We start from the raw sequence: 11,799 nt of genomic DNA on the forward strand, positions 1-11,799 counted from the left end.
GCGAGCACGATAATGGACATGCCCATATCAATGCTCACCTTTGTTTAGCTTAAATATGTAGTTCTAGACCTACATATTTAATAACTAATTTATTCTTTACCGAATACGTTGTTTTCTTGCTCAAGTACGCGGATAAAGGTAGTACGCTTGCTTAGCTCTTTTAATGAAGCTGCGCCAACGTAAGTACAAGTAGAGCGAACGCCACCTAGGATATCAAAAACAGTGTTTTCGATTGGACCACGGTAAGGTACTTCTACAGTTTTACCTTCTGAAGCACGGTATTTAGCAACACCACCTGCGTGTTTGTTCATCGCAGTTGTTGAGCTCATGCCATAGAATTTTTTCGTTTTCTTGCCATTAACTTCGCACAGCTCGCCGCCACTTTCGTCGTGACCAGCTAACATGCCGCCCAACATAACGAAATCTGCGCCGCCGCCAAATGCTTTAGCAACATCACCAGCACAAGAACAACCACCATCACCAACTACCATGCCACCAAGACCGTGTGCTGCGTCAGCACATTCGATGATTGCAGAAAGTTGTGGGTAACCAACACCTGTTTTAACACGTGTCGTACATACTGAACCAGGACCGATACCAACTTTAATGATATCTGCGCCAGACAGGATAAGTTCTTCTGTGATTTCACCAGTAACTACGTTACCAGCCATAATCGTTTTAGAAGGGTATGCTGCACGTACTTTACGTACGAAATCAATGAAAAATTCTGAGTAACCATTAGCTACATCGATACAGATAAACTGTAAACGCTCATCTAATGCTAGAACTTGTTGAAGTTTTTCGAAATCTGCGTCCGATGTACCAGTTGATACAAAAACGTGGTCGAAGATTTCTGGGTTTGCTTCTAGGAACTCTTTCCATTCAGCTACAGTGTAATGCTTATGTACAGCTGTTAGCATTTTGTGTGCAGCAAGTTCTTTCGCTGCTTCAAATGTACCTACAGTATCCATGTTTGCAGCAATAACCGGTACACCTGTCCAAGTGTACTTGCTGTTAGGGAAAGTGAATGTACGCTCTAAGCTTACTTGTGAACGACTCTTTAGAGTTGAACGTTTTGGGCGGAAAAGTACATCTTTAAAACCTAGCTTCAATTCTTGTTCTATACGCATGACATCTATCTTCTGTTTGTTTGCACAGGCTCTTATTCTTACGCGTCGCTATATAGCAGGCGCAAGGAAAACCCTAATTCAATGGGTTCATGGATGGTACTGTGCAAAAAATTATAAGGATTTTAGTTTAAGCGGTACAAGCGAATCGTGTGTGCGGGTAAGCCGCGTTTATCCAACGCGCTTATACGGGTAGATACTAGTCCAAGGGTCGTTATCTTGTAAAGGCTTTATTTTCATCGGGGAGGGCTGAAAGGTCGTTTTCCTGACTCGAAAGTCAGTATTTATGCGGCTCTAGGCGGTGTTAAAAAAGTTTAAAATAATTTTTCTGCACTGATAATCATCTTTTCCAAGTGGAAAAATAACTGGCTAATATGAAAAAAGACCAAAACCCACAGCATTGAATGCGAACTGTGGGAGTTTGGCCAAGGGAGCTTATTTAAAAACAGGGTCTTTATTTACGTTGTGAGAACAAATTATCTCTACAGTAGTGAGAATAAGTTCTTCACATCATCCAGTTCTGGAATTAATTCCATTTCGCTGCCGATGTTATGCTGCTTAGCCAGCTTGTAGACTAAGCGTAGTACAGAGTAATCTTCTAGTGCGAAGCCAACTGAGTCATACAAGATAGTGCCGTCTGTTGCTACGTTTAGGGTTTTCTCGCCTTTCACAATCTCGTGCAGTTCAGTACAAGTAAAGTCTGCACCCAGTTGTTGAATTTCACCTTCAACGCGTGATTGTGGTAGGTACTCAACAACAATTGTTGCGCTTTCTACAAGTTCTTTCTCGATTTCAGTTTTACCTGGGCAATCACCGCCAAGACCGTTAATGAATACGTCTTTGCTGATCATGTCTTTGGTTAATACTGTTTGGTATTTCTTATCGGCTGTACATGTCGTAATTAAATCAGCGCCTTGAACCGCTTCTCGTGCGTCTTTACACGGCGTTAGGCGAATGTCGAAACGCGCCATGTTTTGTTCAAACTTACGCATTGCTGCTGGGTCAGTATCAAAGAAACGCACTTCTTTTAAATCAAACATGAACGAGTACGCAAGGAACTGGAATTCACTTTGTGCGCCAGTACCGATTAATGCTAATACTTCTGAATCAGCTTTCGCTAAGTGTTTTGCAGCCATTGCTGACGTTGCCGCAGTACGGAAACCAGTAAGCAAGGTCATTTCTGAAAACATCAGCGGTTCGCCAGTTTCAGTTAATGATAATTGGCCCGTCGCCATCACTGTCATTTTGTTCTGTGCAGGGTTTTTTGGGTGACCATTTACGTATTTAAACGAGTACATTTCAGCATTTGAAATTGGCATTAATTCGATAACACCATCTTGTACATGGTTGGCTACTCGTGGACATTTATCAAAGTCCTGCCAGTTTTTATAATCTTCAGTCAATGTATCATTAAGCTGTGCAAAAAATGCCTTGTAGCCAACTTTTGCAATTACCGCTTTAATATCTTTTATCTCTAAAACAATCATGGTGATCCTTTTTAAATTCCGTCTAAGGTAAAAGAGAAAAATCGAATTTTTCCATTACAGTCATGATTATAAAAATCAATGAGTGGTTTATCTAATACGTTTCATAATGAGATGCCCATGTGTAATGCGCATCGGTTAAGTGCTATTTTTATTAGGTTTAGTTTATTAAATTGCCAGCATCACGCCCTAGGGGTATGATTAATTTTCGTTTTACAGAATACGGATTCAATACCTGCCTATGCCAGCAAAAGGAACTAAAGGTAAAAACCGTAAACAAGAGTTAATCAATGCCACACTTGATTGCATTGCTAACGAGGGTTTACAAAAAACCACAGTACGTAATGTGGCTGAATATGCGAACGTGACCAATGGTCTGATCCGTTTTTACTTTTCTGGTAAAGACGAACTTATCCGCGCTGCGTATTCTGCATTACTCGAGATCATGTACGTTAACGCCCGTGTCGAAATTAACGATCAAGACGTTTGCGCCAAAGCCCGATTACAGCATTTTATTCATGCAACACTTTCTGCGCCTATCGTATCGCCACGTACCGTATTGTTATGGGCTAATTTTTTGCCAATGACGTATATCGATCCAGAAATGGCGGCCATTCGAACGAATGAATATGCGAAAACAACCAAAATTTTAGAACCGTTAATTCGTGCGGCATTAGCCACTGAAGATATCACCGTTGATAATCATGAATGTGAGGTACTTGCCATAAAAATCAATGCATTGATTGATGGTTTGTGGCTTGAAGGCAGCATGGCCTCGTACAAATTCAAAGAGAATGAACTGGTCAATATCGGTATTGACAGCGCCTCTGCGATCCTTTCTATTTCGTTAGACAAGCTTTGATTGAGGTCGTCAATAAACTCTGATCTAAACCACTAGAAAGCATCGCGTTTTATCTCATTAGATAAGGGCACTGTAGTCTTATATTTAGTGTCTTTCTAGTGGAAAGGTCATACAGTGTGGACCACCACCAGTTTTTAAAATTTCGGTCGAATGTAATTCAAACACGGTAAAGCCTCGCTCACGTAATTGCGCGTTTACTTTGGTATTTGCGCTTAACGAGATGATTTTTTTGTTACCTAATGCTTGTAGGTTACAGAAGTGTTTAAACACGCCAGCTTCTTCAATTTTAATTAAATCGTAACCCGCTTCATTCAGGTAAGCTTGGAACTCTGGTGGTAAACCGTCGTAGTAAGTCACGGCTGTTTTCTCACCAACGATATTAAAAATCATATCAAGATGCAGGTATTCTGGTTTCGAGTTAACCGAAATAATCGTATAGCCTAGAGGTTCAAGCTGTTCACGAATACTTTGAATGCCTTTTTCGTCAGAACGCTGTAATGTACCAATCGCTAAGGTTTTTTCATCAAGCTGCCAGAAGTCACCACCTTCAAGTACACCTTCATGACAAGTCGCAATGATAGGCACACCCAGTTCGGCGAGTTTTTCTGCGTAAAGTAGGCTTTCTGCGTGACGGATTTCTTCTTTAAAGCGGCCAAGTACATAACCTTCTTTAATGTTAAAACCAAAATCACGGGCAAAAACCTGACTTGATAAATTTTCTGTTGGTGCAAGTACTTCGACATTAATGCCGTTTTGTTCGTAAATACTGATCAACTGTTGATGTTCAGCTAAACATTTTTGTTGGTCAATACGCTCACCTTTTTCTAACCAATCTTCTGCAATTTTGTTAATTGGCGAGAGATTGAGGTAAGTTGGCGAACAAAGTAATACTTGTTTCAGTTCACCTGTCGCTGATTTTACATAACTGGTTTCCATAACCTTTTCCTTTTCCATAAGTCATATCTTTTTAATTAATTTGTTACTGACTGAAATAGCGTAATGCCAAGTAGCTGTTTAAACTAGCTTCTTGGGCTTAAATGGATCCCTGCGATCATGCAGCGGATCGAGCCACCGGCTAGTTCAATAGTGGGTACGCTAAAGCCTAAAATTGTTGAATATTGTTCGATACGGTTTATCTGATCGCTGGTTAGCGCATCTTTGGCACGTTGAGACATAACAAGGTGGCTTTTGCCGTTACCTGTTAGTTCGATTGCGTTGCCAGCAAAGTTATCAATTTGGTCAAAGCTAAGTTCGATAACTTCAATGCCTGATTCTTCTAAACGCTGTCTAACCGCGGCACGACGTGCTTCATTTGGGATCATGTCTAAGCAAATAAGCGCGTATTTTGACGCAACGCACATCATCACATTGGTGTGATAGATAGCATTACCTGTCGCATCAGCTGTTTCGAACGCCATTGGTTCGTACTGAAAAATAGCGCAGAAGCGTTCGAGGATCACTTCGTTAGAACGGTTTGATTTAGCGGTATAAGCGATACGATTCACGTTATCTAATACCATTGCCCCCGTACCTTCAAGAAACAGGTCATCCCACTCTAAACCAGAGAAATCGATAACGTCTTGCACGCGATACTGGGCTTTTAACATTTCAATAATGTCGCTGCGGCGTTCGCGTCGTCGGTTTTGTGAAAACATTGGGTACAAAGCAACATGGCCGCCACTGTGGGTCGAGAACCAGTTGTTTGGGAATACAGAGTCTGGTGTCTCACGATCACCAAAATCATCAAATACATGGACGTTAATGCCGTTTTCGTTTAATCCTGCGACAACAACATTGAATTCATTTTTTGCTTGTAGTGATATGCCTGTGCGGTCTAACTCAAGAGAATCTTGCTCGTCGAGTCCGGTTTTTTGAAAAGCATTATCGACTGCTGTTTCTGGGTTCGAGAAGAATTTCCACGGTCGAACCATTACAACAGAATTTGGCGCTTGGATTAAAGCCATATAACTTCCTTTTATGAAACCATGTCTTAACGAACAAGGTATTAACAAATACTTATCTTTGCAAAACTATGCAACTGCATAAACAATATGCCAGACATTGATTAAAGTCAATTAATGGGCGGAGAGAACGGGTTTTAAAAAAGGGGATAAAAATACGCTAATCAGTATTTAATATATGTTAATACGTTGTAAATACTAGATTTTAAAGTTTGTTAATGAATTATAAAATTTGTTATGGAATGTGATGGGGTTATCGGTTTTTTATAGTGTGAGCAGGGATGTTAATAGGTAATTAGAATGCAAATATGGTTTTTTTTGTCATTAAAAGTTCATGTTTTAAGATTTTAAAGCGATAAAAAATGGCTTGAACAAGGTCGGTTCAAGCCATTAATTCGGTCAAATAAATGCTTATTTAGCTAATAGTTTAACGAGTGTTTGCTCGTATATTTCAGCTAATTGCTCAATATCTGAGATTTTTACACATTCATTTACTTTGTGAATTGTTGCATTTACAGGGCCTAATTCTACAACTTGTGCGCCTGTTGGTGCGATGAAACGACCATCAGATGTGCCGCCTGAAGTTGATAACTCAGTAGCATAACCACACACACTTTCAATTGAATCGGTAATGGCATTTAACAAGTTACCCGGTTCCGTTAAGAAAGGCTGACCACTGTGGATCCAGCTAATCTCGTAGTTTAAACCGTGTTTTTCAAAGATGTTTTCAATGCGGTATTTAATTAAATCAGCAGTGATCTCGGTAGAATAACGTAAGTTAAACTGACAAGTTGCATCACCCGGTACGATGTTACTTGCGCCTGCGCCGCTACGGATGTCGGTGATTTGTAGCGTTGTAGCAGGGAAGTAGTCATTACCTTGATCCCAAACTGCTTGGCTTAGTTCAGACAATGCGGGTGCCAGTTTGTGAATCGGGTTTTCTGCAAGGTGTGGGTAAGCCACATGGCCTTGAATACCCTTAACAACGATGTCCCCTGTCAGTGAACCACGACGGCCGTTTTTAACGATGTCGCCAACTTTGTTTGTGCTTGATGGTTCGCCAACAATGCACCAGTCGATTTTTTCATTACGTGCTTCAAGGGTATCAATTACACGGGTTGTGCCATTGATAAACGGGCCTTCTTCATCACTAGTGATTAAGAGTGCAACCGAACCTTGGTGGTCTGGGTGTGCTTTAACGAAGTTTTCAACCGCGACCAAAAATGATGCGATAGAACCTTTCATGTCTGCTGCGCCACGGCCGTGTAAGTAACCATCGATGATCGTTGGTACGAATGGGTCTGTGTCCCAATCTTCAATCTTACCTACTGGTACAACGTCGGTATGTCCTGCAAAGCAAAACACAGGAGCGGTGGTACCACGACGAGCCCAAAGATTAGTCGTATCTTCAAATACCATTGTTTCGATGGTAAAGCCGAGTTCTTCAAGACGTTTGATCATCATTTGCTGACAACCCGCATCTTCAGGTGTTACTGATTTACGGCTAAGTAGGTCTTTGGCAAGTTGTAGTACTAAACTGTCTGACATGAGTAATTCCTTTTTACAGCATATTGTTAGCACTGGCTTACCTTGTAGGCCAATGCTGTAAGTATTTTGGTGTTGTTTTTGACGTTATTTACTTTGAGAAAATAGCAGCATAGTCATCAGCTTTAAAGCCTAGCGTTAATGCACCATCAACCTCTAGAATCGGACGTTTGATCATAGCTGGCTGTTCGATTAACAATTCAATTGCGGTCGCTTCTGTTAATCCCGCTTTTTGTTCATCGGTTAATTTACGGTAAGTCGTACCACGTTTATTCAACACTTGTTCCCAACCCAGTGTTTCACACCAAGTGATCAGTTGTGCTTTATCTAAACCGTTAACGCGGTGATCGTGAAATGTGAATTCCAGTTCGTTTGCTTCTAACCATTTTTTAGCTTTCTTAATGGTGTCGCAGTTTTTAATTCCATACATCACAGTCGTCATTTTAATTCCTATTTTCTTGGTTTTTTTCTTTAAACGTAATGCTGTCAGTATAAATAACTGGTGGATAATTGGTAGTGCTAGCGTTAATTAACAGAAATTGTTATTTCACCATTCAATTTCGGTATATAGTTGATCTATCTTGTTCAGGCTATTAACTATTTAAATTAATAGCAGATGCTGTTGGAGTAATGACGAAGTGAAAATGATTTCCGGTCTTAAAGACATTATTAACGAGTTCGATACCTTTATCTTAGATCAGTGGGGTGTATTACATAATGGCGGTGAGGCGTTTCCAAGTGCGATCGCGACATTAGAGTTGTTAAAGCAACATGACAAAAAAGTCGTGATCTTATCGAACAGTGGTAATACCCACAATTTTTCTTATCAACGTTTAACTGATTCGGGTATCAGCCGTGATTTGTATATTGATGTGCTGACATCGGGCGATCACATGCGTCATAATTTTAAGCAAGGTAAGTTTACTGAGTTGGGAACCAATGCCTTGGTACTTGGTTGGGATGATGGTGTGCAAAGCACTGTGCTTGAAGATTGCGGCTTAACCAGTGTGGATATTGACGATGCTTCTCTGATCCTGTGCTACGGTGTTGGTCGCGCGACGGTTGCAGATTATCAATATGAGCTGGATATCGCCTATGCCCGTGGTTTAGAAATGGTCGTGAGTAATCCAGATCTTGTTGCGATGAGTCCTGATGGCGCATTAAAACTGTGTCCGGGATCGATTGCTAATGCGTATGCTGAAATGGGTGGCAAGGTGCATTGGCATGGTAAGCCACAAGTAGAAGTATATGGTATGTGTAAAACATTACTCGGTGGCTGGGATAATGCCATTGCTGTGGGTGATAGTTTAGAACATGACATCCGTGGTGCGAATACGGCAGGTATCTCGAGTTTGTTTCTCACAACTGGTATTCATGCTGATGATTTGAACGCGAAAAAAGCAGAAAAATCAGAGATGGATGAATCTTCGCTGGTGGCTGAATTAAGTGCAGAATTCGACGTTAAACCAAGTTACTACATTGATTGGTTTCAAGTCGATTAATTGATATTTATGGTTTGTGCATTCAAACTCCAGCAGTTAATCTCTAGTTAACGATTAGACTATGTCTAAATAGGTAACTAATAATTAACTAAAGGGGTATCTAATGGAGTTGGATGTTCGACAAACTGTTATTGTTGCGATTTTGGTGCTGTTTATAGGTAAGTACCTGACACACAAAGTCGCTTTTTTACAAGAATATAATATCCCCGAGCCTGTCTCTGGCGGATTGATTGCCTCTATTCTATTTGCCATTCTCTATGGCGTTTTTGATATTGAATTACAGTTTTCCTTAGCTGTGCGTGATACTTTACTTATTGTGTTTTTCACCATCATTGGCCTGTCATCCCGCTTCTCAACCCTGCTTAAAGGGGGGAAACCACTCATCATTTTATTGATTATTGCTGTGGTGTACCTGTTTTTACAAAACTTCACAGGCTTAACGGTTGCGCAGTTTACCCAGCAATTACCAGAGGTCGGTATTATTGGTGGTTCCGTTTCACTGAGTGGTGGGCATGGCACTGCGATTGCGTGGGCACCGTTGTTTGTCGACAAGTACAATATCAGTAATGCAATGGAAATTGGTATTGCTTGTGCGACATTTGGCTTGATTCTTGGCGGTGTGATTGGTGGGCCAATTGCCAAGTATTTGATTGGTCATTATAAGTTAGAGCCCAGTAAAGAACCTAAATTGACCGTTGGTACGTTACATAAACCTAAGACAAAATCGGCAGACATCGCAGAGACTCAGCCCTGTATCGCGCCAATTGATTATCATCATATGCTTAATTCCATACTGATTATCAGTATTAGTATTGGTTTGGGACTGGGGCTGAATATCGTGTTCGCTAACTTAGGTTTATATTTACCTGAGTTTGTAACGTGTCTATTTGCAGGCATTATCGTTATTAACTTTGGGCCATTGATTATGCCAAAGTTAACTTGGCCAGAACGCAGTCGTTCATTAGCACTTATTTCTGATCTCAGTTTAGGCTTGTTCCTCGCCATGTCATTAATGAGTCTGCAACTCTGGACTCTGGGTGGATTAGGCGGGCCAATTTTAATCATGTTGACCGCACAAGTTGTGATTGTTACTGGTTTTGTAATCTTTGTGGTTTTTCCTTTGATGGGTAAGGATTATGATGCTGCGGTGATGTCGGCTGGTTATGCGGGATTAGCGTTAGGCGCGACCCCAACAGCGATTGCGAATATGACAGCTGTAACCGAGAAGTTTGGTGCGTCAGCAAAAGCCTTTGTGGTGGTGCCATTAGTTGGGGCGTTTTTTATTGATATTGCCAATGCGCTTATTATTCAGTTTTTGTTGGATATTTTTGCAACCTAGTCGCAAAGTAATAATGTCATCATGAAGAAGGGCATACCATGAAGGATATGCCCTTTGTTTATCTTCTAACGTATTCTGGCTTAGTCCGCTTAGTCCGCTTAGTTGGTATGATCCCACATATTAACGAGCTCTGTTAAACCTGCGCCAACGGTAGTGTCTGGCGTGATATAAACATGGCTTGCCTTGTTGGCAGCACTTGCTTGACCATTTGCTAATGGCATTAAAATATCGTTAATGAACGGTGTTAAGTAATGGCTGTTTGCTGGGTTTGAACCCGGTGCTTTCGGGAAATAAATCATGTTCTCGTTATGGCGGCCTGACATCGTTGCTACTGGATCTTTTTCTCGCACCATATTGATTACGTTGTTGTAACGCATTTTGTTAGCAAACGCATGGATATACTTTTCAATAATACGGGTTGCTGGTGACGAGAATACACGTGTTAATACACCTGTTCTTACGCCTGCGTCAATGGCGGTATAAGCACCGAGTGAATGACCTGTCAGTACGACGTTATAAGTTTTAGCCGCATTTGAGGCTTTATAACCACGCGTTAATGACGCTGTGTTTGCTGGATATTGCGCTAAGATCTGTTGGGTAAAGTTATACGCATCAACCTGCCAGTCTTCATCTGTTTCAGAAAGGTTAGCAAGCATGAGTTCAATATCTTGCATTACATCACCGTTACTGCTGGTACCTTTGAAAGAAATAATAACTTCTTCTTCTAAATTTTTGCTCGGGACTGCGGGTACTTTAATCGCGACACCGTGAACGCCACTGTCACCAACATAGGTTGCAATCACATTCAGTTCTGCACTGTTTTCGTCGAGCATCAACTGTTGAAAGGTTTCGTTGTCAGTAAATGCAAACGGTCCAGCACCTTGCTCTGTGCTGTAGACATAACTTGATGCAAATGCGTAACGCAGCATGTTGTTATACGCGACCGGTAATTCAGTGTTATTAATGGCGAGGGCGTCAACTTCTGTCATCACTGGGTATTCATAACCATAAGAATTATCAGAAGCAAAGTAAGTGATATTACTAATAAATTCTGCTGAGTATTTATTGACGAGGGTATTGCTGCACATACTCGCTAAGGTACTGTGCACCTGGTCTGAGTTTACCGCGACAGAATCAATCTTTTTAACGACAAAGTAGTTTTCGGTGTCAGCTGAATAGCTGTTGTCTTTCCAATATCCCTCTAGCTTTAAGTACTGATTACTGGGATTGACCGCCCATGATTTTTTGATTAAATCTGAACGCGATGCGAAGCTATCTTTCACGCCATAACATTGCAAATAGGTGCTATCGAGGGCAAAACTGTTAAAACTCAGTACTGATATTAATAGTGTAAAAATAGTACGCATTTAAAACTCCAAGTATTATGTATCATGGTCGAATAACTGTTATTGACGACGACGAATGTTAATTAACTGTTGTTGGACAGGGAGGCAGATTAGCGCGTTTATATCATTATTTTTTCAATCTAGATCTCAATTTTACGTAATTCACTGGCAATATGTGACATGTCGTTCTATTTGTAAGCGTTTTGTGAGCTATAAGAACAATTAAGCTTACACCTGTATTTAATAATATTATGTATAGGTTTATTGATATTAACAAAGTCTATTAGTAGTGTATTATGCTGAGCGTGTATTTTTATATTAAAAAGGGGATAAGTGTCTAAAATGAAGCTATTACTGTTGTCTGTCGCGTTGTTTTCGAGTACTTCAATTGCTGCGAATACGGGTTTTAATACTGACGTAGAGCGATGTGCATCGTTATTACCAAAAGCAAAGGTGTATAACGTATCTTTGGAATATCAGATTGATACAACGCCTGCTGTACCAGTTATTAATACGAGTTTTGGTGTTGAATGGTCACCTGAATATGAGCCCTCAGATGCAGATCAAGAAGCTGCTTTTCAAGCGCTTGAACCTTTTGTTTTATGTATGGGTAAAGCGTTTACCGGAAAGTGA

11 protein-coding genes are annotated in these 11,799 nt (G+C 40.7%); 4 read left to right on the forward strand and 7 right to left on the reverse strand.

What is annotated here, in order from left to right:
- Positions 1–89 precede the first annotated feature (89 nt).
- The gene (locus HWV00_RS05885) at positions 90–1,130 is read right to left on the reverse strand and encodes a GMP reductase (RefSeq protein ID WP_211685197.1); all 1,041 of its coding nucleotides are present in this window, start codon (positions 1,128–1,130) and stop codon (positions 90–92) included.
- Positions 1,131–1,609: 479 nt separating this feature from the next.
- The gene (locus HWV00_RS05890) at positions 1,610–2,614 is read right to left on the reverse strand and encodes an ornithine cyclodeaminase (RefSeq protein ID WP_211685198.1); all 1,005 of its coding nucleotides are present in this window, start codon (positions 2,612–2,614) and stop codon (positions 1,610–1,612) included.
- 238 nt (positions 2,615–2,852) lie between these two features.
- Between HWV00_RS05890 and HWV00_RS05895 the strand changes: the two genes are divergently transcribed.
- Entirely contained in the window at positions 2,853–3,473 is a 621-nt protein-coding gene (locus HWV00_RS05895) for a TetR/AcrR family transcriptional regulator (protein WP_211685199.1), read from the forward strand.
- 84 nt (positions 3,474–3,557) lie between these two features.
- Here HWV00_RS05895 and HWV00_RS05900 read toward each other — a convergent pair whose 3' ends face one another.
- The 4 genes from HWV00_RS05900 to HWV00_RS05915 all read right to left on the reverse strand — a co-directional run bounded on the left by HWV00_RS05900 (position 3,558) and on the right by HWV00_RS05915 (position 7,421).
- On the reverse strand, positions 3,558–4,409 hold the full coding sequence (locus HWV00_RS05900) for a dimethylarginine dimethylaminohydrolase family protein (RefSeq protein WP_211685200.1): 852 nt from the start codon (positions 4,407–4,409) through the stop codon (positions 3,558–3,560).
- Between the two features lie 83 nt (positions 4,410–4,492).
- A complete protein-coding gene (gene ctlX, locus HWV00_RS05905; protein ID WP_211685201.1) occupies positions 4,493–5,437 on the reverse strand; it encodes a citrulline utilization hydrolase CtlX in 945 nt (314 codons plus the stop codon).
- Positions 5,438–5,845: 408 nt separating this feature from the next.
- Positions 5,846–6,982, reverse strand: coding sequence for a succinyl-diaminopimelate desuccinylase (dapE, locus tag HWV00_RS05910; protein WP_211685202.1), 1,137 nt, complete (start codon positions 6,980–6,982; stop codon positions 5,846–5,848).
- Between the two features lie 88 nt (positions 6,983–7,070).
- Positions 7,071–7,421, reverse strand: coding sequence for an ArsC family reductase (locus HWV00_RS05915; RefSeq protein WP_211685203.1), 351 nt, complete (start codon positions 7,419–7,421; stop codon positions 7,071–7,073).
- Positions 7,422–7,623: 202 nt separating this feature from the next.
- On the opposite strand from HWV00_RS05915, the gene HWV00_RS05920 reads away from it, so the two are divergent.
- Together HWV00_RS05920 and gltS are read left to right on the forward strand one after the other, a co-directional pair.
- On the forward strand, positions 7,624–8,481 hold the full coding sequence (locus tag HWV00_RS05920) for a TIGR01459 family HAD-type hydrolase (protein WP_211686376.1): 858 nt from the start codon (positions 7,624–7,626) through the stop codon (positions 8,479–8,481).
- Between the two features lie 103 nt (positions 8,482–8,584).
- Complete coding sequence (gltS, locus tag HWV00_RS05925; protein ID WP_211685204.1) at positions 8,585–9,820, forward strand: sodium/glutamate symporter; 1,236 nt, start codon at positions 8,585–8,587, stop codon at positions 9,818–9,820.
- Between the two features lie 98 nt (positions 9,821–9,918).
- On the opposite strand, the gene HWV00_RS05930 is transcribed toward gltS, so the two are convergent.
- The gene (locus HWV00_RS05930) at positions 9,919–11,187 is read right to left on the reverse strand and encodes a hypothetical protein (protein WP_211685205.1); all 1,269 of its coding nucleotides are present in this window, start codon (positions 11,185–11,187) and stop codon (positions 9,919–9,921) included.
- 312 nt (positions 11,188–11,499) lie between these two features.
- Here HWV00_RS05930 and HWV00_RS05935 point away from each other — a divergent pair, with 312 nt between their 5' ends.
- Positions 11,500–11,799 carry a hypothetical protein gene (locus HWV00_RS05935; RefSeq protein ID WP_211685206.1) on the forward strand — a complete coding sequence of 100 codons (300 nt, stop codon included), beginning with the start codon at positions 11,500–11,502 and terminating at the stop codon, positions 11,797–11,799.

Source organism: Moritella sp. 24 (genome assembly GCF_018219155.1).
In the GTDB taxonomy this organism is placed as follows: Bacteria; Pseudomonadota; Gammaproteobacteria; order Enterobacterales; family Moritellaceae; genus Moritella.

What these genes read in the sequence shown, in the direction of transcription:
- gltS (WP_211685204.1), top strand. Translation starts at nt 8,585, where the DNA reads ATGGAGTTGGATGTTCGACAAACTGTTATTGTTGCGATTTTGGTGCTG.
- HWV00_RS05885 (WP_211685197.1), bottom strand. Translation starts at nt 1,130, where the DNA reads ATGCGTATAGAACAAGAATTGAAGCTAGGTTTTAAAGATGTACTTTTC.
- HWV00_RS05920 (WP_211686376.1), top strand. Translation starts at nt 7,624, where the DNA reads ATGATTTCCGGTCTTAAAGACATTATTAACGAGTTCGATACCTTTATC.
- HWV00_RS05915 (WP_211685203.1), bottom strand. Translation starts at nt 7,421, where the DNA reads ATGACGACTGTGATGTATGGAATTAAAAACTGCGACACCATTAAGAAA.
- HWV00_RS05900 (WP_211685200.1), bottom strand. Translation starts at nt 4,409, where the DNA reads ATGGAAACCAGTTATGTAAAATCAGCGACAGGTGAACTGAAACAAGTA.
- ctlX (WP_211685201.1), bottom strand. Translation starts at nt 5,437, where the DNA reads ATGGCTTTAATCCAAGCGCCAAATTCTGTTGTAATGGTTCGACCGTGG.
- HWV00_RS05890 (WP_211685198.1), bottom strand. Translation starts at nt 2,614, where the DNA reads ATGATTGTTTTAGAGATAAAAGATATTAAAGCGGTAATTGCAAAAGTT.
- dapE (WP_211685202.1), bottom strand. Translation starts at nt 6,982, where the DNA reads ATGTCAGACAGTTTAGTACTACAACTTGCCAAAGACCTACTTAGCCGT.
- HWV00_RS05895 (WP_211685199.1), top strand. Translation starts at nt 2,853, where the DNA reads ATGCCAGCAAAAGGAACTAAAGGTAAAAACCGTAAACAAGAGTTAATC.
- HWV00_RS05930 (WP_211685205.1), bottom strand. Translation starts at nt 11,187, where the DNA reads ATGCGTACTATTTTTACACTATTAATATCAGTACTGAGTTTTAACAGT.